Source organism: Nonomuraea sp. NPDC049141 (genome assembly GCF_040648415.1).
In the GTDB taxonomy this organism is placed as follows: Bacteria; Actinomycetota; Actinomycetes; order Streptosporangiales; family Streptosporangiaceae; genus Nonomuraea.
Genome location: NZ_JBEZDR010000008.1, coordinates 382,693 through 408,117 on the forward strand (window position 1 = coordinate 382,693; position 25,425 = coordinate 408,117).

Consider the following 25,425-nt stretch of genomic DNA (forward strand, 5'->3'; position numbering starts at 1 on the left):
CGCCCGGCGCCCTCCTGGGGACCGGGCGCGTTCGCGAGCCGGGTGCGTGGTCAGTGGCGGCGGCCGCCGACGACCTTCACCCAGTCGGTGGCCTGCGCGCCATCGAGATACCTGGACCCCTCGAAGACGGCCTTCCAGGTGCCCGAGGTGTACGCGGGGACGCGGGTGGAGAAGTAGCCGTCACCGCTGGTCCTGACCGACTCCACGTACTCCCAGCGGCCGCTGCCGTCCGCCTGGAAGAGGATCGCGACCCGCTTCCAGCCCAGGCGGTGCCACGACTCCGACTCCTTGCAGTAGTCGGCGTTGTGGACGGACACGAAGCCGCTGATGTAGTCCTCTTCGCACTCCACCGACAGCTTGCCTTCGAGCGTGAGCGGCTTGCCGCGCCAGGCCGGTTCGGGGTTGGCGTCGAGCTGCAGGCGGGTGTGACCACCGTCGAACCCGGGATCGGCCAGCGCCGGCGTGGCGGCGGTCGCCACGACCGTGGCGCCCAGAGCAGCCGCCGCCAGTCCGGCGGCGAGACGTCGCATCATGAATGAACTTCCTTCCCCGTAGGAGAACGCGCCCCAAGGACAGAGCACGTCAACGCCAATGACGCCCAAAGGAAAGAGAAAGTTGCGAAATCCTCGATCACAATCGTGCAACGACAATTCGCCTGACGGGCTTTATCGCACGATTTTTATGCTTTTATCCGGTTATTCGGAGCTCTCGTGGATCCGGGAGACCTTTGGGGCGTAGTGGTCGGTGCCCAGGTAGCGGGCCCGCCAGAAGCCGTCGGCGCGTCCCTGCACCGTCTTGGCGAAGTCGCCCGTCTCGCCGGTGGTCGTGACCGCCACCCGCTCCCACTCGTCGTCGGCCTCCGCGCGCCACAGGATCTCCACCCGCTGGTCCGCGAACGGCGCATATTCCGCGTATCCGCGCGGGTCCACCCTGGTCAGGGAGCCGTGCAGTCGTACGGAATCGGTAGCGCCCGCCTTTTCCGCTCGTACGGACGACAGCTTGGTCTCGCGCTTGAGCTGGAACGTCTGATGCCGCGTCACGCTCGTGCCGTCGTCGCCCGTCGCGGTGGCGGTGATCGTCCACGTTCCCGAGGGGTAGAAGCGGTTGAGTGCCTTGTCGGGGAGGAACCGCCAGGTCTGCCAGTCGTCTCTCATCCGCATCCCGCCCGGCGTCGTACGCCAGACCGGCATGAGTGCCAGGGCGGGTTCGACGTTGACGGGGCGGGGCTGCGGCTCCCTGGCCGCCGCCCAGGCACCCGGCCCGAACCATGCCGGCCACCCGGCCCGGCCGGGCTCGGCAGCCGTGTTGACGCCCCCGGCAGCACGGTCCACGGCGACCTCTCCGCCCGGGACGGGGTTGATGGCCGTCTTGGCGTCTGAGACGGGGTTGATCGCCGTCTTCGCGCCCTGGGCAGGGGCCGTGTTCCCGCTCTGGGCCAGCATCGTGTCCGTGCCTTGGGCGGGCGTCGTGTCCGTGCCCTGAGCGGGCGTCGTGTTCGCGGCCTGGGCGGGCGTCGTGTCCGTGCCCTGGACGGGGGTCGCGTCCGTACCCTGGACGGGGGTCGCGTTCGCGCCCTGAGTAGCGGGGGTGGTGGAAAGTCGTACGCCCTGGGTTGGCCTCGCGTCGTGGGCGGTCGGTGGTGCGTCCCAGGCGGACCATACGGCCAGACGGGCGTGCCCGGTGCGCTGCAGGAGAGCGGCGGGAAGCCCCTGGGCGCGAGAGGCGTCATCGGGCCCGCCGGCTGCCACCCGCAAGGCGCCACCGGGCCTGGTGGCCGCGACGCGCAGGGCGCCACGGTGCCCGCCGACGGCGGCGCGTGGAGCCGGGGCCGGAGCCGCTGCGGCCGACCGGCCCGCGGCGGACCGAGCCGCGGCGGACCGAGCTGCGGCGGACCCTGTGGGGCCGGGTGCGAGCACCCCGGTGCCGGGTGGGGAGGGCTTGGAGGTGATGGGGGATCCGCTGGTGACAGAGCCTGTGGCGTCGGGTGTGGACCCGGGCTCGACCTGGATGGTCACCCCGTCCCTCCCCTTCACCCCCTTGGCGATCACGTCGATCACCAGCCGGACGGAGTTCCCGGCCCCGACCACAGGGCTCGCCGGTCGTATGTTGATCTCACGGATCGCGAGCTCGGTCGCGGCGGAGGACGCCGGTATGGGCACCGTGAGCGCCCCCGCCGCGAGCGAGACGAGAAGAAGACTTCTGGTCATGATCGAGACGGTAGGAACCACCCGGTAATGACCACGACCACGACTCACGCTCCCAACGGCAAAGGATCAGCCGGAGTACAGCCCCTCGATGACGTCGGCGTACTTGGCGTGGATGACCCGCCTCTTGAGCTTCAGGCTGGGCGTCAGTTCCTCGGTCTCGGCCGTCCACTCGGTGCCGAGCAGCGCCCACCGCTTGACCTGCTGCACCCTGGCCAGCTTGGCGTTGGCCACCGCGACGGCGGCCTCCACCTCCTTGAGCACGTCGGAGTGCTCAGCCAGTTCGGCGAGCGAGCCGAACGTGATGCCGCGCGCCTGCGCCCAGCCGGGCGCCACCTCGGCGTCGAGCGTCAGCACGGCCACCGGGTAGGCCCGGTTGTCGCCGTAGGCGAGGGCCTGGCCGACGAGGGGGTGTTCCTTGAGGTGGTTCTCGATCTCGGCCGGGGAGATGTTCTCGCCGCCGGCGGTGATGATCAGCTCCTTCTTGCGGTCGACGACGCGGTAGAAGCCGTCGGCGTCGACCGTGCCGATGTCGCCGGTGTGCAGCCAGCCCTCGTCGTCGATGAGCTGGGCGGTCTCCTCGGGGCGGTTGAGGTAGCCGCGGGTGTTCAGGGGGCTGCGGGTGAGGAGTTCGCCGTCGGCGGCGATGCGGACCTCGACGCCCGCCTCGGCCCGGCCGACGGTGCCGAGGCGGTAGCAGGCGGGGCCATTGCCGGTGAAGGCGCCGGTCGTCTCCGTCATGCCGTACACGTCGATGACCTTCAGCCCCAGACCGGCGTAGAAGCGTTGCACCTCGGCGGGGAGCGGCGCGGCGCCGGTGGCGGTCCACTCGGCGCGGTCGAAGCCGATCATGCCTCGGATGATGGACAGCAGTGAGGAGTCGGCCTGCTCGTAGGCGGCCCTGATCTCGGGGGTGATCGTGCCGCCGTACTGCCCGGCCTCGACGTAGGCGACGCCGGCCGCCATGGCCTGGCGTACGGCGGCCTGCTGCTCTTCCGGCTGGGTGGCCAGGACCGCCAGCAGGCGGGCCATCATCTTCTCCCACACGCGTGGCACGCCGAAGAACATCATCGGCTTGACCTGCCCGAGCGTGGCGCCGAGGTTGGCCAGGTCGGTGCAGAAGTGCACGTGGGAGACCTTCACCAGCGGCAGGTAGAGGCTCAGGACCCGCTCGGCGATGTGGGCGTAGGTGAGGTAGGAGATCTGCGTGCCCTGGATGGGCAGTGAGGTGATGCGGTCGGTCGATTCGACCTCGTAGAAGACGTTCGCGTGGGTGAGGGGGACGCCTTTGGGCCGGCCGGTGGTGCCCGAGGTGTAGAGCACGGTGGCCACGTCGCCCGCCGTCACGGCGCGCCATCGGGCCTCGACCTCTTCCGGGTGCGCGGCCAGCGCGGAGCTCCCCAGCTCCAATAAGTCCGGCCAGGACATGAACCGGTCATCGTCGTCGGGCGCGCCCTCCAGCATGATGATCTTGCGCAGTCCGGTCAGCTCGCCGAGCACCGGCCGCCAGCGGGCCAGTTCCGCGGGCCCGCCGAGCACCACGATCCGGGCGCCCACGTCGGCCGCGACGAACGCGACCTGGTGGGGCGCGAACGTCGAGTAGACGGTGCAGCCGACGCCGCCCGCGTGCACGGCGCCGAGGTCGGCCAGCACGTGCTCGCTCCTGTTGACCATCATCAGGGCGACCGACTCGCCGGGTTCCAGGCCGAGTGCGGCGAATCCGGCCGCTATCTCCAGCACCCGCTGCCTGGCCTGGCCGTAACTCAGCGTGCTCCAGCCACCGTCGACGGGATCGGAGTAGGCGGGCGCGTCGGGGTATCGCTCGGCGAGCTCGCTGAGCTGCCCGCATACGGTACGTCCGGCGATTGACCGCTCGATCTCCGCCCGGACCTCGAGGACATCTGCCATGGCACCCGCCTCCAGTCAGTGGTCACTTGCTGAGCTGGCATGCATCGCACCACACCACCGGGGTAGCGGCAAGGCCTCGGCACCACCGTCACGTAGAGTGATGAGTCGCACGCGGAAGGAGACGGCGCATGAGCAAGGGCGAGCGGACGTTCTTCGGGCATCCGTGGGGCCTTGCCACGTTGTTCGGCACCGAGATGTGGGAGCGTTTCAGCTGGTACGGCCTGCGCGCCATCCTCGCCACCTTCATGGCGGCCTCACCCGCCCAGCACGGCCTCGGCATGACCGAGCAGACCGCACAGGCGGTCGTCGGCGTCTACGGCGCGCTGATCTACCTGGTGGCGCTGCCCGGCGGCTGGATCGCCGACCGGATACTGGGCCCGCGCAAGTCGGTCTTCTGGGGCGGCTTCATCATCATGTGCGGCCACATCAGCATGGCCCTCCCGGTCGGTGGGGCGTCCTTCATCTGGCTCGGGCTGCTGCTGATCATCTCCGGCACCGGCCTGCTCAAGCCGAACATCTCGGTCATGGTCGGCCGGCTCTACCGCGACGAGGAGGACGGGCGCAGGGACGCCGGGTTCTCGCTGTTCTACCTGGGCATCAACCTGGGCGCCTTCATCGCGCCGATCGTGGTGGGCGGGCTGGCCGCGGGCGATCGCTGGCATCTCGGCTTCGGCGCGGCGGCGGTCGGCATGGCACTCGGCCTGCTGCAGTACACGCTGGGCAGGAAGAGCCTCAGAGGCGTCGGCGACCAGCCCGGCCTGCCGCTGACGCCGCCCGAGCGGGACCAGGCCATCAAGATCGTCTCGTTCGCGATGGCCCTGACCGTGGTGGCCATGGCGATCTGGGTGGCGACGGGCACGTTCACGCTGTCCAGGTTCACCGTGGTGGTGACGGTCGTGGTGCTGGCGGTGCCGGTGCTCTACTTCGGTTACATCATGCTCGGCAGCCACGATCTGACCGAGGACGAGCGGTTGCGGATGAAGGCCTACATCTGGCTCTTCGTGGCGGCCGCGATCTTCTGGATGATCTTCGATCTGGCGCCGAGCAAGCTGCTGTTCTTCGCCCAGAACAACACCGCCCTGTCGCTGTTCGGCATCCCGATCCAGGCGGCGACCACGCAGTCGTTCAACTCGCTGTTCATCCTGATCCTGGTGCCGGTGTTCGCGGCGCTCTGGACCAAGCTGGGGACCCGGGTGAGAACGCCGCAGAAGTTCGCGTTCGCGCTGTTCATGGCGGGTCTGAGCTTCGTGGTCATGGCGGTGGCGGCCAGGCTGGCCGAGACGGGCAAGGTCTCGGTCTGGTGGCTGGTGCTGGTCTACCTGATCCAGGTGTTCGGCGAACTGTCGCTCAGCCCGGTGGGGCTCTCGGTCACCGCCAAGCTGGCGCCGCGGGCGTTCAAGGGGCAGATGCTCGGCATCTGGTTCATCGCGGTGTCGGTGGGCGACGCGGTCGGCGGGCAGACCGGACGGCTCGGCGCCGTGCTGTCCGAGCCCGCGTACTACCTGCTCCTGGCCGCGATGGCGGTCGTGGGCGGAGCGGTGCTGCTGGTGTTCACGCGGCGGCTGCGGGCGCTGATGGCCGAGCACCATCCGACCACTTTCAGGTAGAAATCAGTCTTGTGTCGGTAATTCTCGATCTCGTAGGTATCTTCGTCTTCGCCTTGTCGGGTGCGCTGATGGGCGTACGCAAGCGGCTCGACGTGGTGGGCATGGCGGTGATCGCCGAGATGACCGCCCTGGGGGGCGGCGTCGTGCGGGATCTGATCCTGAACGTCCGGCCCACCGCCTTCCAGAGCTCCGGCTACGTGCTCGTGCCGGTGGTGGCCACGGCCATCGTGTTCTTCTGGCATCCGCACGTGGCCAAGGTGATGCCCGCCATCCTGGTGCTCGACGCGGCGGGCCTCGGCCTGTTCTGCGCGGTGGGCACCGAGAAGGCGCTCGACTACGGGCTCGGCCCCCTGCACGCGGCCCTGCTCGGCGTCACGACGGCCATCGGCGGCGGCATGCTGCGCGACGTGCTGGCCGGGGAGATCCCGACGCTGCTGTACGACCGCCAGCTCTACGCCGTGCCCGCGATGCTCGGCTCGGCGGCCATGGCGGCGCTCTACACGATCGACCTGCACGGCTGGCAGGCCACACTGGCCGCCGCCGTGCTGGCCTTCGTCCTGCGCATCGCCGCGATGCGTTACAACTGGCGCGCCCCGCTGGCCAGGGGCGTCAAACCGGCAGAGTGAACCGGGCCGGTGCCGGTCAGACCATCGGCATGAGCGAGTCGGGCAGCCGCGGCCGGACGCCGACTGGCCCGCGCTCGTGGGCCGCCGCGATGCGGGTGACGGCTTCGGTGAGCACCTGGGGCGGCTGCGTGTACGGCAGGCGCAGGTAACCCTCCAGCGTGCCCTCCAGCCCGAACCAGGGCCCCGGCGCGAGCCGTACCCCATGATGGGCCGCGGCGTCGGCCAGGGCGACGGACGAGCCGCCGTCGAGCCGCACCCACAGCGTGCCGCCGCCCTTGGGCACGGTGAAGCTCCACCCGGGCAGCCGTTCGCGGAGCTCGGCGACGAGCGTGTCGCGGGAGGCCCGCAGCGTGCGGCGGCGCTCGGCCCTGGTCTGCTCCATCCGGTCGAACAGCCGCGCCACCACGAGCTGCTCCAGGACCGGGCTGGCGATGTCCACGGCCCCGCGGTGCACCGCCAGGCGGCGGGCCAGCGCGGCCGTGGTGCGCACCCAGCCGATGCGCAGCCCGCCCCACCACAGCTTGGAGGCCGAGCCGATGCTGATCATCCTGCTGTCGGTGTCGAAGGCGGCCATGGGCGCCGTACGCGGCACCTCGTCCAGGGCCAGCTCCGACCAGGTCTCGTCGATGACCAGCATGGTGTCCGTGCGCCTGGCGGCCCCGGCGATCGCGGCCCTGGTGGCGTCGTCCATGATCGCGCCGGTCGGGTTCTGGAAGTCGGGCATCAGGTAGGCCAGCCGCGCCGCGGACTGGCGCATGGCGCAGGAGACCAGGTCGGTCTGCCAGCCCTCGTGCGAGATGCCGACGGGCACCATCCGGGCGCCGCGCCCGCGGGCCACGTCCATGGCGTGCGGGTAAGTGGGCGACTCGAAGAGCACCGGGTCACCCGGGCCGACGAGCAGGCCGAGCACGAGCTGGATCGCGTGCTGGGAACCGGTGGTGACGAGGATCTGCTCCGGCCTGGTGGCCAGCCCGCGGCCGGTGTAGTGGGCGGCGATCCGCTCCCTGAGCACGGGCAGGCCCATCGGGTCGTAGCCGTGGCCCATGCCGTACCTGGGCAGGTCCGCCACGGCCTCGGCCATCGCCTCGGCCAGCGCCGACGGGGCGGGCGGGGCGGCGCAGTGGAGCGGGATGAGCCCGTCGCCGTCCTGGGACAGCCACGGGTTCTCCGCCGACATGGCCGGGTCCGGCAGTACGGTCCAGCTTCCCGAGCCCTGCCTGCTCTCCAGGTAGCCCCGCTCGCGCAGCAGGTCGTAGGCGGCGGTTACCGTGGTGCGGCTGACCGCCAGCGTCTGGGCCAGGTCCCGCTCGGCCGGCAGGCGCACCCGGACCGGCAGCTGGCCGTCCATGATGAGCTCACGCACGGCGTCGGCGAGCGCGCGGTAGTACGGCCTGGCGCCCGCCGGGATGTCCACCAGCCTGGCCACCTGCGTCGCCGACAAAAACCTCATAAAGGCCACTTTCCGGGATTGGCCCTGGTTTGGCAAGCGGTGGCCCTGCCACTCTGTGACCACTATGAGCGAAGCATCCGTCCCCCGCCCGAACACCCTGCCCATCCGCCTCCTGCGCCTCTACGGCGGTCTGGCTCTGTACGGCGCGGGCATCGGCTTCCAGGTCGACTCCGGGCTCGGCAACGCCCCGTGGAACGCCCTCCACCAGGGCCTGGCCATGCGGACGGGCCTGTCGATCGGGACGGTCATCATCGTGGTCGGCGCGCTGGTGATGCTGCTGTGGATCCCGCTGAAGGAGAAGCCCGGGATCGGCACGATCAGCAATGTCGTCTTCGTCGGCCTGTTCGCCGACGCCGCGGTCTACGTGCTGCCCACCGCCACGCACTGGGCGGCGAGCTGGCTGTACCTGGTGCTCAGCGTGGTGTCGATCGCGCTGGCCACCGTCCTGTACATCGGCGCGGGGCTGGGCGCGGGATCGCGGGACGGCATCATGACCGGCCTGACCCAGCTCGGCCTGTCGCTCCGGCTCAGCCGCCTGCTCATCGAGGCCACGGTGCTGGTCCTCGGCTGGCTGCTCGGCGGCACGGTCGGCGTCGCGACGCTGGTCTACGCGCTGGCCATCGGCCCGGTGACCCAGTTGTTCGCCCGCCGGTTCCCCCTGACGTGATCTCGCGGCCGTGCCCGCTCACGACGCGACGTGCACGGAGCGGCCGCGAGATCGCCTTCCCGCCGGTAGCGTCGGTACATGCGGATCGAGGACTACGCGCTCATCGGCGACATGCAGTCGGCGGCCCTGGTCGGCAGAGACGGTTCCATCGACTGGCTCTGCCTGCCCAGGTTCGACTCCCCCTCCTGTTTCACGGCGCTGCTCGGCAGCGAGCGCAACGGCCACTGGTGGCTCGGCCCCACCGGCAGGCGGGCCGCCACCCGGCGGCGCTACCGGCCCGACACGCTGATCCTGGAGAGCGAGTGGGACACCCCGACGGGCACGGTCCGCGTGATCGACTTCATGCCGCCCCGTGACCGCAACCCCGACGTGGTCCGCATCGTCGAGGGCGTCTCGGGCACGGTTCAGATGTCCACCCAGCTCAGGGTCCGCTTCGACTACGGCAGGATCGTGCCGTGGGTGCGCCGCACCAACGGCCACCTGCAGGCGATCGGCGGCCCGGACTCGATCTGGCTGCACTCCCCCGTCCCGCTCAAGGGCGGCGACTACGCGCACCGCGCCACCTTCACCGTCAAGGAGGGCGAGCGGCTGCCGTTCGTGTTCACCTGGCACCCGTCGCACCAGCCGATGCCGCCGCGGATCCACGCCGAGACCCAGCTCGCCGAGACCGAGGCGATGTGGGCCGAATGGGTGGCCAAATGCACCTATGAAGGCCCCTACCGCGAGGCCGTCGTCCGCTCACTGATCACGCTCAAGGGCCTCATCTACGACCCCACCGGCGGCATCGTGGCCGCCCCCACCACCTCCATCCCCGAGGACCTGGGCGGCGTGCGCAACTGGGACTACCGCTACTGCTGGCTGCGTGACGCGACGATGACGCTCGACGCGCTGATCAACTCCGGCTATCTGGACGAGGCCGAAGCCTGGCGGGCGTGGCTGCTGCGCGCGATCGCCGGCCGCCCGCAGGACCTGCAGATCATGTACGGCGTCGCGGGCGAGCGCCGGCTGCCGGAGATGCAGCTCGACTGGCTCGACGGCTACGAGGACTCCCGCCCGGTCAGGATCGGCAACCAGGCCGTCAAGCAGCTCCAGCTGGACGTCTACGGCGAGGTGATGAGCTGTCTGTTCGTTTCCAGGACCTCCGGCCTGGCCGCCGACGACCGCGCCTGGGCGATCCAGCGCCAGTTGCTCGACTACGTGGCCGAGCACTGGGACGAGCCCGACGAGGGGCTGTGGGAGGTACGCGGCCCGCGCCGGCACTTCACCCACTCCAAGGTGATGTGCTGGGTGGCGCTCGACCGGGCCGTCCAGTACGTGGAGCGGTTCGGCAGGACCGGCCCCGTCGAGCGGTGGCGTGAGCTGCGCGACGCCGTCCACGCCGAGATCTGCGAGAAGGGCTTCGACGCCAGGCGCAACACCTTCACCCAGTCCTACGGCTCGCCGGACGTCGACGCCGCGCTGCTGCTCATGCCCCTGGTGGGCTTCCTGCCGGTCGACGACCCGCGCGTGGCCGGCACGGTGGCGGCCGTCGAGAAGGAGCTGATGTCCGACGGTTTCGTGCTGCGTTACCCGGTGGCCGAGGACAACGACGTCGACGGGCTGCCCGGCGGCGAGGGCGCGTTCCTGGCGTGCAGCTTCTGGCTGGTCGAGGTGATGGCCATGCAGGGGCGCAAGGAGGAGGCCAAGCAGCTGTTCGAGCGGTTGCTGGCGCTGCGCAACGACGTGGGGCTGCTGGCCGAGGAGTACGACCCGCGATACGCCCGGATGGTGGGAAATTTCCCCCAGGCGTTCAGCCACGTCCCCCTCGTACACGCCGCCCGCGCGCTCTCCCAACCGGGCTGAGCTCCACTGGCCCGGCGGTCAGACGGCGAGCCGGGCCAGCACCTTGGCGAACTCCGGCGGCGGCGCCACCACGAGGCGGGCCAGGCCGTCCTGCAGGACGATGTCCGCCCTGATGAGCGTCAGCCGCCCCTCGTGCCACCAGTAGACCTGCGGGCTGAGCCCGTCGGTGCGTACGGCGTGCACACGCAGGCGCTCCAGCGCCCGCACCACGCCGATCCCGTCGACCGGGTGCACGATCAGTGTGTACGGATCCGGGAGCACCACGAGCACCCCGTCGGCGGGTATCGGCAGGTAGTCGCCGAGCCAGCGCAGATGGGTGGCCGCGGCCGGGGTCCGGCCGGTCAGGCGCCACACCGGCGTGCCCGACAGCTCGATGGCCTCGAGCTCCAGCCGCTCGTCCCGCCCGACGTTCGTGATGGCCAGTTCCAGCGCCCGGCCCGACGGCACGGGCCAGCAGCCGGCCTCCTCGGGGCGTACCGGCCTGGAGCCCACCGTGAGCAGCTCGACCAGGTCGCCGTTGAGATGGCGACCCACCACCCTGGTCAGGTCGGCGACCTCGTCGACCGCCTCGACACGGGTCCGCAGCAGCGGCTTGACCTGGTCGAGGTCGCAGACGTCGAGGCGTTCGTCGGCCGCCGCGAGAGCGTTCGCGAGGTGTTCGGAGACCAGCATGGGCCAGTCGTCCCTTGGCCGGCGGCCCACCTCGCGGCGCAACCCGGTCAGCCTGACCAGGATCTCCCTGTCGCCGCTCAGCGCCAGCGAGGCGCCGTCGGCGGCGAAGACGCAGGTGTACCCTAGGGACTCGGCGACGAGCCCGAGCAGCGAGTCGAGATCGACATCCTCGATCGACCGCCGAGAGGGCTCCCGGTCACGCTTGAACAAGTTCACGCGCCGCGTCCCCTCTGTCCGTTTCATCCCTATCCGTGTATTCCTACCTTGCCTGCTCCTCGTTGCGGAACAGACCAGCCAGCGAGCACGATTCGGTATCGATAGCCCCAAGAGCCCCAAGCCACACACTCATCTGTGGTGCGCCGTGCCCCACCGGCAACCCCGCCAGGACCGGCACTCCGAGCGGCAGCAGCCGGTCTTTAAGGACGGGGTAGGGATCTCCGCAGCCCACCCACGAGCCGAGGGCGATCCCGCGCACGCCGTTGAAGGCGCCCGCCTGAAGTAACTGGGTGAGCATCCGGTCGATCCGGTACGGCTCCTCACCGATGTCCTCCAGCAGCACGATCTTCCCGGCGAACGACGGGTGGTAGCGCGTGCCGCACATGGAGGCGAGCAGCGACAGGTTACCGCCCGCCAGCACACCCTCGGCCCGGCCGGGAGACAGCACGAGGTCGCCGATGACGGGTGGCGCCTGGCGGTCCAGGGCGGCCCGCAGGTGCTCCCAGGTGCGCGGCTCGGGCCGCTTCTCGTCGGCGATCACGTCGCAGGCCGGCATCGGCCCGTGCAGCGTGGGCACGCCCAGCTCCATCGCGAACGCGTGATGCAGCGCCGTGATGTCGCTGGACCCGATGAGCGTCTTGGGTCCCGCCGCGCGCATGGCGGCCCAGTCGAGCAGGCCGAGCAGCCTGGCCGCGCCATAACCGCCCCTGGCGCAGAACACCGTGGAGACGGCCGGGTCGCACCAGGCGGCCTGCAGGTCGGCGGCGCGCGAGGCGTCGGCTCCGGCGAGGTAGGGGAGCTCCTGGCGGCCGAGCACGTGCTCGCCGACCACGACCTTCAGCCCGAGCCCCTCCAGGCGCTCGACCCCCCGTCTGAGCAGGATGGCGTTCGGCGAGCCCGACGGCGAGACGACGGCGACGGTGTCACCCTGCCGCATCGACCAACTCCTTGACGAGGACCGACACCGACGTTGGCTTTTTCACCCGCCAAACGGTGTCACACTTACCTCTCGTATGCGACTTCCGCCCCACATCCTCGTGGTCAACGGCATCAAGGTCCGCAGGCCGGTCTTCCTGCTCGGTGCTCCGCACTCCGGCGCGGACCTGCTCGCCCGCGCCCTGAAACGGTCCCCCGGCTTCCACGTCACGATGGGCCGGGCGTCCGTCGCGCACGTGGTCTACGCCTTCGCCCGCAAGCCGTCGATCGGCCAGACGTCGGGGGCCGTACGCGTGCTGCGCGACGCGCTCGCCGAGGCGTGGCAGGTGCTGCCTCGATCGTGCGGCCAGTGCTCGGAGCCGTGCAGGGAGGCCGGCGGCGTCACGAGCATGGGCCCGTGCGTGGCGACGAGCGAGGTGACGAGGTTCGGCGACGGCAGTCCCGACCTGATCTACAGCGCTCCCGTGCTGCTCCAGGCCTTCCCCGACGCCCGGTTCGTGCAGCTCATCCGCGACGGCCGCGACGTGGTCGCCGACATGCTCGACGATCCGGCCTGCCTGGCCTGGTTCAAGCCGGTGATGCTGTCGGAGGAGACCGAGTTCCCCAATCCCTTCCTCGGCGTCAACCGCGACGAGCACCGCGACCGGTGGAAGGGCATGCCCGCCGCGGGCAAGAGCGCCCTGCGCTGGCGCAGCGCCGTACGGCTCAGCGCCACGCTGCGCAAGGACCTGCCCGCCGGCCAGCTGCTCACGCTGCGCTACGAGGACCTCGTGCGGAAGCCGGCCGAGCCGGTGGCTGCGCTGACGGAGTTCCTGGAGACGCGCGTCTCCAAGATCGGCTTGTACGCCCCGCGCGTCTCCGAGGTCGGCTCCTGGCGCGCCCGCCTGCGGCCCGGCGACCTCACGCTGGTGGAGAAGGTCGCCAGGCAGGAGCTCACGCGACTGGGCTACCTGAAGAACTGAACTGGGTGCGGTAGAGCTCGGCGTAGAGCCCGCCGCGCGCCAGCAGCTCCTCGTGGCCGCCCCGCTCGGCGATGCGGCCGTCCTGCACGACGAGGATCTCGTCGGCCTCCCTGATCGTCGACAGCCGGTGCGCGATCACCAGTGAGGTGCGGCCGGCCAGCGCGGTCTTCAGCGCCTGCTGCACGGCCGCCTCCGACTCCGAGTCGAGGTGCGCGGTGGCCTCGTCGAGCACCACCACGCGCGGCGCCTTCAGCAGCAGCCTGGCCAGCGCCAGCCGCTGCTTCTCGCCGCCGGACAGCCGGTAGCCGCGGTCGCCCACGACGGTGTCCAGCCCGTCGGGCAGCCCCTCGATGAGGTCGCCTATCTGCGCGGCCCTGAGAGCGTCCCAGATCTCCTCGTCACTCGCCCCTGGCCTGGCGTAACGGAGGTTGGCCCCGATCGTGTCATGGAAGAGATGAGCGTCCTGCATGACCACTCCCACGGTGTCGCGCAGCGAGGCGAGCGTGGCGTCGCGCACGTCGAGCCCGTTGATCCGGACCGCGCCCTCGTTGACGTCGTAGAGCCGGGAGACCAGCGAGGTGATCGTGGTCTTGCCCGCCCCCGATGGGCCGACCAGGGCGATGAGCCGGCCGGGGCCGGCCGTGAACGACACGCCGCGCAGCACCGGCTGGGACGGGCCCGTGTCCTGCCTGGCCACCGACTCCAGCGAGGCCAGCGACACCTCCTCGGCCGCCGGGTAGCGGAAGTGGACGCCGTCGAAGTCGATCGTCACCGGCCCGTCCGGCAGCGGCTTCGCGTCGGGCTTCTCCGCCACCATGGGCTTGAGGTCGAGGATCTCGAAGACCCGGTCGAAGCTGACGAGCGCGGTCATCACGTCCACCTGCACGTTGGACAGTGAGGTGAGGGGGCCGTACAACCGCATCAGCAGCGCGGCCAGGGCCACCAGCGTGCCCAGCTCGAAGGCGCCGCCGACGGCCAGCACGCCGCCGATGCCGTAGACCAGCGCGGTGGCCAGCGCCGCGACCAGGCCGAGCGCCACCCGGAACACCGTGCCGTACATCCCGACCGTCACGCCCACGTCGCGCACCCGGGCGGCGCGGGCGCCGTAGACGGCGGCGTCGTCCTCGGGCCGGCCGTAGAGCTTGGCCACCATCGCGCCCGCCACGTTGAAGCGCTCGGTCGTGACCGAGCTCATCTCGGCGTCGAGCTGCATCTGCTCGCGGGCCAGCGCGGACATGCGCCGCCCGACCCACTTGGCGGGCACGATGAAGATCGGCAGCAGCACCAGCGCGACCAGCGTCACCTGCCACGACAGCGCCAGCATCGCGCCCAGCACCAGGATCAGGCTGATCACGTTGCTGACGACCGACGACAGCGTGCTGGTCACGGCGCGCTGGGCGCCGATCACGTCGCTGTTGAGCCGGCTGACCAGCGCGCCGGTCTGCGCGCGCATGAAGAAGGCGACCGGCATGCGCTGCACGTGGTCGAACACCTCGGTGCGCAGGTCGTAGATCAGCCCTTCGCCGATGCGCGCGGAGAACCAGCGCTGCACGAGCGTGAGACCCGCGTCGACCAGCGCGAGCGCGGCGATCGCCACGGCCAGGCCGGCCACGACGCCGCTCTTCCTGGGCAGGATGCCGTCGTCGATGATCGCCTTCATCAGCAGCGGGTTGGCGATCACGATGACCGCGCCCGCTATCACCAGCAGCAGGAACGCGGTGATCTGCCCGGTATATGGCCGTGCGTAGCGTGCGATGCGCCGGACCGTGCCGGGTGTGAGCCGCTGCTGGGTCACGGAGTTGTCGCGCCGCAGGGACGTAAATATCTGGGGGCCGAAGCCCCCTCCCATCATCGCCATCGGGGGGTCCTCCTCCCCCGGCTCAGCACCGGGGACGGCCGGGCGATTCCCAGGTCAGCTCAGCGCGTAAAAACCCCGGCGCGGCTCAGCCGAACAGCGCTTTGAGGCGCTGGGCCTGCTCGGCCCCTTCCGCGGCGCTCTGCTCCTCCAGGGTGCGCGCCCGCGCCCCCTGGAGGAGTCGCTTGGTCGCCGCCGCCGCGTCCCGGTTGGTCGACAGCAGCTCCGCGATCTTGTCTTGTACGGCGCCCGCCAGGTCGCCCGGTGCGACCACGCGTTCGGCGAGGCCGATCCGCATGGCCTCGTCGGCCTGGACGGTCCTGGCGGTCAGGCAGATGTCGATCGCCTTGGCCAGGCCCACCAGTTCGACCAGTGGCTTGGTGCCGGTCAGATCGGGCACCAGCCCCATGGCGGGCTCTTTCATGCAGAACTTGACGTCGTCGGCCACGATGCGCAGGTCGCAGGCGAGCGCGAGCTGGAATCCCGCGCCGATCGCGTGCCCCTGTACAGCCGCGATGGAGACGATCTCTGGTCGGCGAAGCCAAAGGAATCCCTGTTGGAATGTCCTGATGCGCTCCTCGAACGCTGTGGTGTCGAGTTGAGCCGCCGAGCTGAACGAGCCCTGTCCGGGCACTCCCTCAGGCGTGAACATTTGCAGGTCGATACCTGCCGAGAAGGACGGTCCCTCACCTTTCACGACGACGATGCGCACCTGCTCAGGCAGGTTGCCCCCGATGTCAGCCAGTGCCGCCCAGGTCGCGAACGTCTGTGCGTTGCGCTTACTGGGCCGATCCAGCGCGATCGTCGCGATCTCACCGTCCACCTCGAAACGGAGTCCGATCTCCGCCAGCCTTTCGGCAGAGACTTCCTCCGCGTACCCCCCGCGCTGTGGCGCTGCCTTCGCTTCCGCCATCGCCCGCTCCCTCATTCGCCTTAGCCGTCGCGCCCGAGCCTACAGAATATGATTCTGGCTCGGGCGCGACGGCGGCTGACTTGGGACGAGCGGCTGCGGTCGCACGTACCGAGGCGGCCGTCAGCGCTTGGACTTGCCTCGAGTCGCTCCCCCGCGCCCGCGCAGAGTCACACCGGACTCGCTCAGGATGCGGTGGATGAACCCGTATGACCGACCGGTCGAAGCGGCCAGGGCGCGGATGCTCTCGCCCGCGGCGTAGCGCTTCTTAAGATCGCCGGCCAGTTTCTCACGATCGGCCCCGGTGACCCGGGTGCCCTTCTTCAGTGTCTCGGCCACGAGTACCTCCTGTAGTGCCGGACTTCCGCAGCGTTACTCCGCCATGATCAGTCATTTCAGCGGGATCGGCTACCTACTCCACGGGAAAAGATCCGTACCCACCCAAATTAAGATCAGGCAAGTGCCACAAGATCGGAAAATTCTTCGCTCCATGCGTCTTCAGTTCCGTCTGGTAGCAAGATCACCCTATCCGGTGACAAGGCGTCAACGGCACCCTCGTCATGGGTGACCAGGACGATTGCTCCTGAATACGACCTCAGAGCGTTCAGAACTTGCTCGCGGCTGACTGGATCTAGGTTGTTCGTGGGCTCATCGAGCAGAAGTACGTTCGCACTCGAGAGGACCAGCATGGCCAGTGCCAGCCGAGTCTTCTCGCCGCCGGACAGCACACCCGCCGGCTTGTCGGCGTCGTCGCCGGAGAACAGGAACGAGCCGAGCACCTTGCGCAACTCGGTGTCGGTGAACTCGCCACCGGCCGAGCGCATGTTCTCCAGGAGGGTCCTGTCGGCCTCGAGGGTCTCGTGCTCCTGGGCGTAATAGCCGATCTTGAGGCCGTGTCCGGGCCTGATCTCGCCGCTGTCGGGTTGTTCGACCCCGCCCAGCAGCCGCAGCAGCGTGGTCTTGCCAGCGCCGTTGAGCCCGAGGATCACGACCCGGTGACCTCGGTCGATGGCCACGTCGACGTCGGTGAAGACCTCCAGCGAGCCGTACGTCTTGGACAGGCCCGCACCCGTCAGCGGCGTGCGCCCGCAGGGCAGTGGGTCGGGGAAGCGCAGCTTGGCGACCTTGTCGCTCTGGCGCTCCTCCTCCGTGCCGGCCAGCAGCCGGTGCGCGCGGCGCATCATGTCCTGGGCGGCCTTGGCCTTGGTGGCCTTGGCCCGCATCTTGTCGGCCTGCGAGAGCAGCGCGCCCGCCTGCTTCTCGGCGTTGGCCCGCTCGCGCTTCCTGCGCTTCTCGTCGGTCTCGCGCTGGGCCAGATAGGCCTTCCAGCCGACGTTGTAGTGGTCGATCACACTGCGGTTGGCGTCGAGGTGCAGCACCTTGTTGACCGTCGCTTCAAGAAGGCCCACGTCGTGACTGATGATCACCAAGCCGCCCTGATGGGATCGCAAAAAATCACGAAGCCATCCGATTGAGTCCGCATCTAGGTGGTTTGTCGGCTCGTCGAGAAGGAGAGTTTCCGCTCCACTGAAAAGAATGCGTGCCAATTCCACGCGCCTTCGCTGGCCGCCTGAAAGCGTTTCCAGTGGCTGCCCGAGCACCCGGTCGGGCAGGCCCAGACTGGAGGCGATGGAGGCGGCCTCGGACTCGGCCGCGTAGCCGCCGAGCACGTGCATCTGGTCCTCGAGCTTGCCGTACTGCCGGACGGCCTTGTCGCGGGTGCGCACGTCGGCGGAGGACATGCCGAGCTCGGCCGCGCGCAGCTTGCGCAGCACCTCGTCGAGCCCTCTGGCCGACAGGATGCGGTCGCGGGCGAGCACCTGCAGGTCGCCGGTGCGCGGGTCCTGCGGCAGGTAGCCGACGGCGCCGCTGGTGGTGACGGTGCCGCCGGCGGGCAGCCCCTCACCGGCCAGGACCTTGGTCAGCGTGGTCTTGCCCGCGCCGTTGCGGCCGACGAGGCCGATCTTGTCGCCGGGATTGACCCGGAAGGAGGCGTTCTCTATGAGCAGGCGCGCGCCCGCGCGCAGCTCGATGTCACTGGCGATGATCATGATTGACGGAACACTCCCGAGCTAGGGGTAAGAAGAGTTGGGCGTGGCGACGCCGGTCAATCGGGAGTGTGCATACAGATCAGTGTAGGGCCCCCGCCGGGAACCCCACCTCTGCTTAATCCGTCGCCAAGTGGCCGCCGATCAGCGCCAGGTTCTGGATCGCGGCCAGGCCGTACTGGGCGGCGTCGTTGGTGGAGACGAACGGCGCCTCCAGCACGTGCGCCAGGACGTGCGGCCCCTCGACGCGGGTGAGACGCCAGTCCGGCTCGCGCTGCAGCGGGTTGCGGTTGAGCTGGTCGCCCTCGTCGAGGAAGAACTTGCGCCAGGCCAGAGCGGCCAGCCCGGCGTCGCCCGAGCGGGCGGCGGCGTACGCGGTGAGGCGGCTGTGCGCCTGCACCAGCGAGATGCCGCTCAGCGCATGGCCCACCTCGGCGGCCTGCTGCTCGGCGGGGGCGAGATAGAGCCGGCAGTAGTCCAGCCAGGCCTGTTCGAACCCGGGCACGTCCAGGCCGAGCGAGATGAGCTCGGAACACATCTCGGGCAGCCCGAAGACCGACGACAGGTGGGAGACGGAGATCTGGTCGCGGGAGGTGTCGAACCGGCCCGTGGCCAGGTCGAGGCGGGCCTCACCGGTCAGGAACCCCCGTGGCAGCGCGCCGATGCCGGCCATCGTGCCCAGCAGCCTGTCCTTGGCGTGCTCGTCGCCGTGGCGCTCCCACCGGGTGAGCCAGGCCGCCACGAGCGAGCCCCAGTCGGTGCCGAGCCCGACCGCCAGCGCGGACGGGTCGGGGGTGTAGACGTCCTGGCGCACCTTGCGCGTGGGGTCGATCGCCAGGAACGTCTCCTCGGGCCTGGCCAGCTCGTCGAGCAGGTCGCCGGTGCGCTCGTCGGCGGTCAGGTAGTAGAAGAAGCGCCGGTAGGCGGCGTTGGAGATGCGCAGCTGCTTGGCGCTGCAGCCCCAGTGCTGCACGTTGTGCCTGGTGCCCAGGCCCTTCCAGCGGCCGAGATGATAGACGTCGACCTCGCCGGTGTGGCGGGTCATGGCCTCGGCGAAGCGGAAGACGTCGGCCCGTCCCGTGCGCAGATACTGGTACCAGAGCCACAGGTCGGGCGAGAGCTCGGAGTTGTCCCACGCGTAGCCGCCGACGTCATAGCGCCAGGTGTGCCGGTCGGCGTCGTAGGTGTGCATCACGTCGCCGTAGTCCCAGAACCCGTACCACCTGCGCTGCTCCCGCTCGCGCCGGTAGAAGTCGAACAGCAGGTCCAGCCGGTCCTCGATCGCGGCATGGGCGGGCGTGGAGCGGTCGGGCAGCGCCCAGTCGCCGAACACGCCCGCCGCGCGGAGGTGTTCGGGGGCGGCGGTCAGCAGCGCCGGCTCGTTCATCGCGGCCGCGTGCCCGGCCAGGGCCGCCGACGACGGCGTGGCGTCGTGGACGCGCAGCGTGAGTTCGTGGGTACGGGCGATGCCGTGGGCGTCGCCGAAGCCCGGCTCGTAGTCCTCGTAGGTGATCTCCAGGCCCTCCAGCTGCTCGGCGAAGGTGTCCTGGCCCATGCCGTCGTGGTAGAAGCGCAGGTCCATGGCGGGGGCGGAGGGCGACCAGAGCCAGACGGTCGCGGTGGCCAGGCCGGTGGCGGCGCCCCTGACGTCGAGCCGGGTGGGGTGCAGCCGCCAGAAGTCGCGCAGGCCGAAGCCGAGTCCGCCGCTCGCGCCGCCGAGGTAGCCGTACCCGGCCGAGCGGGTGCCCGACGGGACGGTCACCCAGGCGTGGCCGCCGGCGGTGCGTTTGCGCAGGGTGAAGCCGTCGGCCGAGGTCTGGTCGAGGGTGTAGTCGTTCCACGCGGGGATGAGGTGCAGGCGGTCGGCCACCTCGGGGTTGCCGATCGGGCCGCACGGCCGGCCCTCGACCTGGGCCCGCCGTACGGCCTCCCCGGGGTCGCGGCGCAGCCCGGTCAGGCCGCGTACCGCCTCGGTGAGGAAGCCGTCCTGCCCGGCCAGCCGCACGTGGCGGTCGTGGAGCTCGTCGCGCATGACCACGTCGGCGCGCAGGCCGAGCCCGGCCAGGAAGTCCCGCTCGGGGTCGCCGTCCCAGACGAACGTGTGCATGACGCGCACATCCTCGGCGCCCGCGTAGAAGTACAGGCGGACGGTGAACGGGAGCCGCCCGTCGTGGTCGCCCGCCAGGCGGATCACGGCCCGGACCGGGCCGTCCTGCTCGACGGTGACCTCGCGGACGATCCCCGTGGCCTGCTCGCGGGTGACCGTGCCGGCGTCGTCCGGGGTGGGGCCGTCCTGGTGGAGGCTGATCAGGCGGACGTCCCTGGCGATCTCGCGCGAGCCGTGGGAGACGGAGCGGGCCAGCGTGTCGCCCGTCTCCTCGATCGTCCAGGTGACGGGCCCCGTGCTCACCCGCAGCACGCCGTCCTCGCGGACGACGGTGACGGGCCGCTCCGGCCCGGCGGCCCGCGGCCGGGCTTGGTCGGCGGCCGCCTGTCCTTCCTGGCCGGTGGCCGGGCGCTTTGTCGTGAGTTCGTACGACGCGGCGGGCTCGGCCTGCGGTCCGATCGCGTGCGCCGACCACTTGACCGACCCGTCCGGCCAGGTGGCGGTCACCCAGCTCTGCACCGGCACCGCGCGCCCCTCGGGGTCGGCGAGCGCGAACGGGGCCGCGCGCTCCACCGCGCCGCGCCGCCACGGCACCCCCCAGGTCACGCCCTGGTCCGTGGGCCGATCCAGCCAGTTCAGCGTGGTCAAAAGATCTCCTTGAGTCGCCCGGCGACCATCACCGCCACCGCGTCGGCGCCGCGGAAGCAGAAGTGGGTGTCGTCGGCCACGCCGTCGGGGTACAGCGGGTGCTCGCCGGGCGCGAAATGGGTGAACAGGGCCTTGGAGCCCTCGGGTCCGAGCCGCTCGTACAGCTCGGTGGTCGCGACGGTCAGGTCGATCAGCGGCAGGCCCTCGGCTGCCGCCAGCTCGCGCACCTGGCCGGGATAGCCGCCGTGGGTCGGCACCAGCCGGTCGCCGTCGAACCTGCGCCGCTGCACCGGCGTGCACAGCACCGGCAGCGCGCCCGCCTGCCGCGCCTCCTCGGCGAAGAGGCGGAGATTCTCCCGGTACGGCAGGCCAGGTTCCTTCTGGTCGTTGTGCCCGAACTGCAGGACCACCACGTCACCAGGCGTGATCTCCAGCAGCAGCGCCGCCCACAGCCCGTCGGCCCGGTGGCTGGCGGTGGTCGCGCCGCCCTTGGCGAAGTTGCGCACCGGGCCGCCGGTGTGGGCCGCGAGCTGCGCGCCCCACCCCGACATGGGCGCCTCGGCCGCCGGGCAGGAGGCGACGGTCGAGTCACCCGCCAGCAGGACCGTACGGGTCACTCCTTGACCGACCCGAGCAGCACACCCTTGGAGAAGTGCTTCTGCAGGAACGGGTAGAAGAACAGGATCGGGAGCGTCGCGATGACGACCACCGCGAACTTCAGTCCCTGGGTGGGGAAGAACACCGACTCCAGCATGGCCATCGCGTTCTGGGCGTCGGGGCTGGTCAGCTGCCTGACGAGCACCTGGAGCGTCCACTTCTTGGAGTCGTCGATGTACAGCAGCGGCGACATGTAGTCGTTCCAGATGCCCACCGCGTAGAACAGCGAGAACGTCGCGATGATCGGCTTCGAGAGCGGCAGCACGATCTTGAAGAAGACGCCCATCTCGTTGCAGCCGTCGATGCGCGCCGCCTCCTCCAGCGCCTGCGGCAGCTCCTGGAAGAAGCTCTTCACGATGATCAGGTAGAAGGGGTTGATCGCCAGCGGCAGGATCAGCGCCCAGTAGCTGTCGAGCATCCCCAGGTCCCGCACCACCAGGTAGGTGGGGATCATGCCGCCGGTGAAGACGAGCGTGAAGATGACCAGGTTCAGGACCAACGTCCGTCCCGGCAGGTACCGCTTGGCCAGGGGGTAGGCCATCGTGAACGTCAGCAGCACCTGCACCACCGTGCCCACCGCCGTCACGCAGATCGTGGTCAGCAGCGCCCGGACGAACGTGCCCGAGTCGAAGATGTACTCATAGGTGGTGGTGACGAACTTCTCCGGCCACAGGAAGAACGGCCGTGAGGCGATCTCCGCCTCCGAGGCGAACGACCCGGCCAGCACGTACAGCAGCGGCAGGATCGTGATCAGCGCCAGGAACAGCAGCACGGCGATGTTGAGCACGTCGAACACGCGACTGCCGAGCGTGTGCTGGTGTGTGGGCGACTGGTTGGGCATTCAAGCGCTCCTTAGAACAGTCCACGCTGGCCGAGGCGCTTGGCCAGCCAGTTGGAGCCGAAGATCAGGAGGACGCCCACCAGTCCCTTGAACAGGCCGACGGCCGTGGAGTAGCTGAAGGCGCCCTGGGTGATGCCCATGTAGTAGACGAATGTGTCGAACACGTCCGCCGCCGAGCGGTTCAGCGCGCCGGTCATCAGCCAGATCTGCTCGAAGCCGGTGTCGAGCAGGTGACCCGATGTCAGGACGGCCATCACCACGATCGTGGGGCGGATCGCGGGCAGCGTGACGTGCCAGAACTGCCGGAAGCGCCCGGCGCCGTCCATGCGGGCCGCCTCGTACAGGTCGGTGTTCACGCCCGCCAGCGCGGCCAGATAGATGATCGTGCCCCAGCCGGTCTGCTTCCACAGCAGCTGGAAGACGATGATCGGCCGGAACCAGTCGGGCTGGGCCACGTAGTCGATCTTCTTGCCGCCGAGCCACTCGTGGAAGAAGGTGGCGATCACCCCGAAGTCCACGGAGAACAGCAGGTACGTCAGTGAGGCGACGATCGTCCAGGACAGGAAGTGCGGGATGTAGACCAGCGACTGGATCGACCGCTTGAGCACGCTGTGCCGCAGCTCGTTCAGCATGAGCGCGACGATGATTGGCGCGGGGAAGACGAAGACCGCCGTCAGCAGCGCCAGGATGAGCGTGTTGAACATCAGGCGGCCGAAGTCCGGCCCGTTGAACAGCTCCTCGAAGTGCTTGAAGCCGACCCACGGGCTGCCGGAGTAGCCGAGGAACGGCAGGAAGTCCTGGAAGGCGATGGTCACGCCGTACATCGGCAGGTACTTGAAGACGATGAAGTACACGAGACCGGGCAGCAGCATCAGGTACAGCCAGCGGTAACGCAGCACGGCGGTGCGGAACGTCAGCCTCTCGCGACGGCGCCCGGGTTTGGTGGCCGCCTTCGTGGGAGGCGGCGCCAGGTCGGTGGCCACAGCCACCTCCTTTCACAGAAGGGGCCCGGGAATGTCCCGGGCCCCTCGGGCGAGGTCAGTTGCCGAGCTTGGAGACCAGGTCGTTGGTCTCGGCGGCGATCTGGGTGCCGCCGTTGTCGTACCAGCGCTTGATCTCGGCCTTCAGCCCCGCCTCGTCGATCGCGCCGGAGATGAACTTGATCCGGGCGTCGGTGATGATCGGGTCGAGGGTCTGGCCCTTGGCGATGGTGGTGGGCGCCATGACCGCGAGCGCCGGGTTGTGCACGGCGGTCTTCAGGTCCTCCTCGGCCAGCTTGTTACGCAGCGTGACCTGGTCCTGGTGCGGCTTGTCCGGATAGATGTCCGGGTAGGCGCCGAGGCCGACGCTGGCGGTGGTGCCGAGCTGGATGAACGCCTTGTCCACGTCCTGCTGGATCTGCTTGACCTTGGGGTCGTCCTGGCTGATGCGGGCGGCGCCGCCGTCCTGGACCTTGAAGTTGCGGCCCTCGAGCCCGTTGCTCAGCAGGATCCCGCCCTCCTTGGAGGCCAGCTTGTCCAGGACCGCCAGCACCTCGTCGAGCTGCTGCTCGGTCTGCACGCTCTGCCGCGGGATGGCGATGACGCCGTTGTAGCCGGTGAAGGGGTAGGAGAACTTCTTGCCGTCGGAGCGCTTGAGGTTGCCGACCGTGAGGACCTTGTCGAAGTCGTTGGGGTCCTTCTCCTTGAGCAGGTCGAGGAGGTTGGTGCCGCGGACGTTGACGTCGATGATCATGCCGCCCTTGCCCTGGACGAACGGGTCGTTCCACTTGGCCGAGTCGAGGGTGGCGTAGTCGGGGTTGACCAGGCCCTCGTCGACCATCTTCTTGACGAACTTGTTCGCCTCGATGAACTCAGGGGTGTCGAAGCCGGGGACGAGCTTGCCGTCCCGCTCACCCCAGACGTTCGGGGCGCCGAACCAGGTCTCGATCACGTCGTACGGACTGGCGCTGCCGTACTGGGGGGACGGCCACTTGGGGATGATCAGGCCGTAGGTGTCCTTCTTGCCGTTGCCGTCAGGGTCCTTCTCGGTGAACGCCTTGGCGATGTCGTAGAGGTCGTCGACGGTCTCAGGCGTCTTCAGCTTGAGCTTGTCCATCCACTGCTTGTTGATCACGACGGCCGAGCGGAGCAGGGGACGGATCCGGTAGAGGCCGTAGATCTTGCCGTTGGTGGAGGAGTTCCGGACCGTCTGCGCGTCCCGGTTCTTCAGGTTCGGGTACTTGTCCAGCTTGTCGGTCAGGTCCCAGAACGCCCCGGCCTGGGCGGCGCGGACGAACGACGAGGTCTTGTCGCCCTGGATGACCATGATCTGCGGCATCTTGTCCGAGGCCAGCGTGACGTTGGTCTTGTCGTTGTAGTCGGCGTTGGGCACCCAGGTGATCTGGAGCTTCTTGCCGACGAGCTTCTCGACCGCCTGCTGCATCTCGCCCTTGGGGTCGGGGGCCGTACCGAACAGCGGGACCATCATGGTCACCGTGCTGCTGTCGGTCTCACTCCCCCCGCCGCTGGAGCAGGCGGACGCGAGAAGAGCAGCCGTTAGCGTCAACACACCGGCGACCAGCCGGCGTCGACGAGATGCGCTCATGAGTTCCCTTTCGAATGCAGGCGCGCCTCGTTCTCCTCGAAGAAACGCAGGCAGAGCCACGTGTTGAGATAGATCCACGCACCGATGCTGATCACCGCTGCGAGAACGGGCATCGCCGAGGTCACGAAGGCGATGGCCGCGAGCGCGAACAGCAGCAGCACTGAGGAAGCGGGTCGAGTTAGCGCTAACAGCGAGGCTTTGGGAACATAGGCCCAGAGCGGCAGGTCGTAGTGCGCGTAGAGCGGCCCGAGATAGGCCCCCACCCCGGCCAGCGCCACCAGCGCCAGAAGGGTCGCGATCCGCAACGCCCCCGAGCCGGGCCCGAGAGCGGAGAAGTACAGGTAGTTGCCCACGAGGACGGTGGCGAGCACCGCCACCGGCAGGATCAGCAGTGAGGCGCGGACGAACTCCCGTCGGTAGACGGTCCAGAATTCGGTCCAGGCCTGAATCGATTCACCGCGGGCATGCCGCCGAGCCAGCGTGTAGGCGGCTACGGTGGCGGGCCCGAGGCCCAGGATCACGCCACCCGCGAGGGTGAACAGGATCCACAGGAGGTTCAGGCGAGCCGCCCAGATGAGCTCTGAGCAGGCAGCTTGAATCCTGATCGACGTGGCGGGATGGTTCATCCGGCACCACCTTCTCGTGGCGTGTGCGCGGACACGGGGGTGGAGTGTTGCGCCGCC

The 25,425-nt window shown here is 69.6% G+C and carries 21 protein-coding genes; 5 read left to right on the forward strand and 16 right to left on the reverse strand.

The window, feature by feature from the left end; translation table 11 throughout:
- Positions 1–50: 50 nt before the first annotated feature.
- The 3 genes from AB0B91_RS26195 to AB0B91_RS26205 all read right to left on the reverse strand — a co-directional run bounded on the left by AB0B91_RS26195 (position 51) and on the right by AB0B91_RS26205 (position 4,112).
- Entirely contained in the window at positions 51–533 is a 483-nt protein-coding gene (locus AB0B91_RS26195; RefSeq protein ID WP_358324574.1) for a hypothetical protein, read from the reverse strand.
- A gap of 162 nt (positions 534–695) precedes the next feature.
- Positions 696–2,207, reverse strand: coding sequence for a hypothetical protein (locus AB0B91_RS26200; RefSeq protein ID WP_358324577.1), 1,512 nt, complete (start codon positions 2,205–2,207; stop codon positions 696–698).
- Positions 2,208–2,273: 66 nt separating this feature from the next.
- Positions 2,274–4,112: an AMP-dependent synthetase/ligase gene (locus tag AB0B91_RS26205; protein WP_358324580.1), complete on the reverse strand. Its 1,839-nt coding sequence runs from the start codon at positions 4,110–4,112 to the stop codon at positions 2,274–2,276.
- Positions 4,113–4,240: 128 nt separating this feature from the next.
- On the opposite strand from AB0B91_RS26205, the gene AB0B91_RS26210 reads away from it, so the two are divergent.
- Together AB0B91_RS26210 and AB0B91_RS26215 are read left to right on the forward strand one after the other, a co-directional pair.
- The gene (locus tag AB0B91_RS26210) at positions 4,241–5,719 is read left to right on the forward strand and encodes a peptide MFS transporter (protein WP_358324583.1); all 1,479 of its coding nucleotides are present in this window, start codon (positions 4,241–4,243) and stop codon (positions 5,717–5,719) included.
- Positions 5,720–5,730: 11 nt separating this feature from the next.
- A complete protein-coding gene (locus AB0B91_RS26215; protein WP_358324586.1) occupies positions 5,731–6,345 on the forward strand; it encodes a trimeric intracellular cation channel family protein in 615 nt (204 codons plus the stop codon).
- Positions 6,346–6,361: 16 nt separating this feature from the next.
- Here the strand turns inward: AB0B91_RS26215 and AB0B91_RS26220 are convergent, their stop codons facing one another.
- Positions 6,362–7,795, reverse strand: coding sequence for a PLP-dependent aminotransferase family protein (locus AB0B91_RS26220; protein WP_358324588.1), 1,434 nt, complete (start codon positions 7,793–7,795; stop codon positions 6,362–6,364).
- A gap of 64 nt (positions 7,796–7,859) precedes the next feature.
- Between AB0B91_RS26220 and AB0B91_RS26225 the strand changes: the two genes are divergently transcribed.
- Both AB0B91_RS26225 and AB0B91_RS26230 read left to right on the forward strand, forming a co-directional pair.
- The gene (locus AB0B91_RS26225) at positions 7,860–8,462 is read left to right on the forward strand and encodes a hypothetical protein (protein WP_358324591.1); all 603 of its coding nucleotides are present in this window, start codon (positions 7,860–7,862) and stop codon (positions 8,460–8,462) included.
- Between the two features lie 78 nt (positions 8,463–8,540).
- Positions 8,541–10,304, forward strand: a complete 1,764-nt coding sequence (locus AB0B91_RS26230) for a glycoside hydrolase family 15 protein (RefSeq protein WP_358324593.1) — start codon at positions 8,541–8,543, stop codon at positions 10,302–10,304.
- An 18-nt stretch (positions 10,305–10,322) separates the two neighbouring features.
- Here AB0B91_RS26230 and AB0B91_RS26235 read toward each other — a convergent pair whose 3' ends face one another.
- Both AB0B91_RS26235 and AB0B91_RS26240 read right to left on the reverse strand, forming a co-directional pair.
- A complete protein-coding gene (locus tag AB0B91_RS26235) occupies positions 10,323–11,192 on the reverse strand; it encodes a hypothetical protein (protein ID WP_358324595.1) in 870 nt (289 codons plus the stop codon).
- Positions 11,193–11,235: 43 nt separating this feature from the next.
- Positions 11,236–12,129 carry an LD-carboxypeptidase gene (locus AB0B91_RS26240; protein WP_358324597.1) on the reverse strand — a complete coding sequence of 298 codons (894 nt, stop codon included), beginning with the start codon at positions 12,127–12,129 and terminating at the stop codon, positions 11,236–11,238.
- A gap of 76 nt (positions 12,130–12,205) precedes the next feature.
- Here AB0B91_RS26240 and AB0B91_RS26245 point away from each other — a divergent pair, with 76 nt between their 5' ends.
- Entirely contained in the window at positions 12,206–13,090 is an 885-nt protein-coding gene (locus tag AB0B91_RS26245; RefSeq protein ID WP_358324599.1) for a sulfotransferase, read from the forward strand.
- On the opposite strand, the gene AB0B91_RS26250 is transcribed toward AB0B91_RS26245, so the two are convergent.
- The 10 genes from AB0B91_RS26250 to AB0B91_RS26295 all read right to left on the reverse strand — a co-directional run bounded on the left by AB0B91_RS26250 (position 13,062) and on the right by AB0B91_RS26295 (position 25,368).
- Positions 13,062–14,948, reverse strand: a complete 1,887-nt coding sequence (locus AB0B91_RS26250; RefSeq protein ID WP_358324601.1) for an ABC transporter ATP-binding protein — start codon at positions 14,946–14,948, stop codon at positions 13,062–13,064. The two genes, AB0B91_RS26245 and AB0B91_RS26250, sit on opposite strands and share 29 nt — an antisense overlap.
- A gap of 85 nt (positions 14,949–15,033) precedes the next feature.
- A complete protein-coding gene (locus AB0B91_RS26255) occupies positions 15,034–15,858 on the reverse strand; it encodes an enoyl-CoA hydratase/isomerase family protein (RefSeq protein WP_358324604.1) in 825 nt (274 codons plus the stop codon).
- A gap of 120 nt (positions 15,859–15,978) precedes the next feature.
- Positions 15,979–16,194, reverse strand: a complete 216-nt coding sequence (locus AB0B91_RS26260) for a helix-turn-helix domain-containing protein (RefSeq protein ID WP_020547488.1) — start codon at positions 16,192–16,194, stop codon at positions 15,979–15,981.
- A gap of 113 nt (positions 16,195–16,307) precedes the next feature.
- Entirely contained in the window at positions 16,308–17,906 is a 1,599-nt protein-coding gene (locus tag AB0B91_RS26265; RefSeq protein WP_358324607.1) for an ABC-F family ATP-binding cassette domain-containing protein, read from the reverse strand.
- A 115-nt stretch (positions 17,907–18,021) separates the two neighbouring features.
- On the reverse strand, positions 18,022–20,658 hold the full coding sequence (locus AB0B91_RS26270; RefSeq protein WP_358324610.1) for a Tat pathway signal sequence domain protein: 2,637 nt from the start codon (positions 20,656–20,658) through the stop codon (positions 18,022–18,024).
- Positions 20,655–21,275: a rhamnogalacturonan acetylesterase gene (locus tag AB0B91_RS26275; RefSeq protein ID WP_358324613.1), complete on the reverse strand. Its 621-nt coding sequence runs from the start codon at positions 21,273–21,275 to the stop codon at positions 20,655–20,657. The genes AB0B91_RS26270 and AB0B91_RS26275 overlap by 4 nt, the downstream gene beginning before the upstream one ends.
- Positions 21,272–22,156, reverse strand: coding sequence for a carbohydrate ABC transporter permease (locus AB0B91_RS26280; RefSeq protein WP_358324616.1), 885 nt, complete (start codon positions 22,154–22,156; stop codon positions 21,272–21,274). The genes AB0B91_RS26275 and AB0B91_RS26280 overlap by 4 nt, the downstream gene beginning before the upstream one ends.
- An 11-nt stretch (positions 22,157–22,167) precedes the next feature.
- Complete coding sequence (locus AB0B91_RS26285; RefSeq protein ID WP_358324619.1) at positions 22,168–23,139, reverse strand: ABC transporter permease subunit; 972 nt, start codon at positions 23,137–23,139, stop codon at positions 22,168–22,170.
- 55 nt (positions 23,140–23,194) lie between these two features.
- Positions 23,195–24,625, reverse strand: a complete 1,431-nt coding sequence (locus AB0B91_RS26290; protein WP_358324896.1) for an extracellular solute-binding protein — start codon at positions 24,623–24,625, stop codon at positions 23,195–23,197.
- A gap of 113 nt (positions 24,626–24,738) precedes the next feature.
- Entirely contained in the window at positions 24,739–25,368 is a 630-nt protein-coding gene (locus tag AB0B91_RS26295; protein ID WP_358324622.1) for a DUF624 domain-containing protein, read from the reverse strand.
- Between the last annotated feature and the right edge of the window lie 57 nt (positions 25,369–25,425).

Bases quoted from the DNA above. Each gene is read 5' to 3' on its own strand.
- AB0B91_RS26205 (WP_358324580.1), bottom strand. From the start codon at position 4,112: ATGGCAGATGTCCTCGAGGTCCGGGCGGAGATCGAGCGGTCAATCGCC.
- AB0B91_RS26240 (WP_358324597.1), bottom strand. From the start codon at position 12,129: ATGCGGCAGGGTGACACCGTCGCCGTCGTCTCGCCGTCGGGCTCGCCG.
- AB0B91_RS26295 (WP_358324622.1), bottom strand. From the start codon at position 25,368: ATGAACCATCCCGCCACGTCGATCAGGATTCAAGCTGCCTGCTCAGAG.
- AB0B91_RS26210 (WP_358324583.1), top strand. From the start codon at position 4,241: ATGAGCAAGGGCGAGCGGACGTTCTTCGGGCATCCGTGGGGCCTTGCC.
- AB0B91_RS26220 (WP_358324588.1), bottom strand. From the start codon at position 7,795: ATGAGGTTTTTGTCGGCGACGCAGGTGGCCAGGCTGGTGGACATCCCG.
- AB0B91_RS26200 (WP_358324577.1), bottom strand. From the start codon at position 2,207: ATGACCAGAAGTCTTCTTCTCGTCTCGCTCGCGGCGGGGGCGCTCACG.
- AB0B91_RS26290 (WP_358324896.1), bottom strand. From the start codon at position 24,625: ATGATGGTCCCGCTGTTCGGTACGGCCCCCGACCCCAAGGGCGAGATG.
- AB0B91_RS26265 (WP_358324607.1), bottom strand. From the start codon at position 17,906: ATGATCATCGCCAGTGACATCGAGCTGCGCGCGGGCGCGCGCCTGCTC.
- AB0B91_RS26225 (WP_358324591.1), top strand. From the start codon at position 7,860: ATGAGCGAAGCATCCGTCCCCCGCCCGAACACCCTGCCCATCCGCCTC.
- AB0B91_RS26250 (WP_358324601.1), bottom strand. From the start codon at position 14,948: ATGGCGATGATGGGAGGGGGCTTCGGCCCCCAGATATTTACGTCCCTG.
- AB0B91_RS26195 (WP_358324574.1), bottom strand. From the start codon at position 533: ATGATGCGACGTCTCGCCGCCGGACTGGCGGCGGCTGCTCTGGGCGCC.
- AB0B91_RS26255 (WP_358324604.1), bottom strand. From the start codon at position 15,858: ATGGCGGAAGCGAAGGCAGCGCCACAGCGCGGGGGGTACGCGGAGGAA.
- AB0B91_RS26280 (WP_358324616.1), bottom strand. From the start codon at position 22,156: ATGCCCAACCAGTCGCCCACACACCAGCACACGCTCGGCAGTCGCGTG.
- AB0B91_RS26230 (WP_358324593.1), top strand. From the start codon at position 8,541: ATGCGGATCGAGGACTACGCGCTCATCGGCGACATGCAGTCGGCGGCC.
- AB0B91_RS26245 (WP_358324599.1), top strand. From the start codon at position 12,206: ATGCGACTTCCGCCCCACATCCTCGTGGTCAACGGCATCAAGGTCCGC.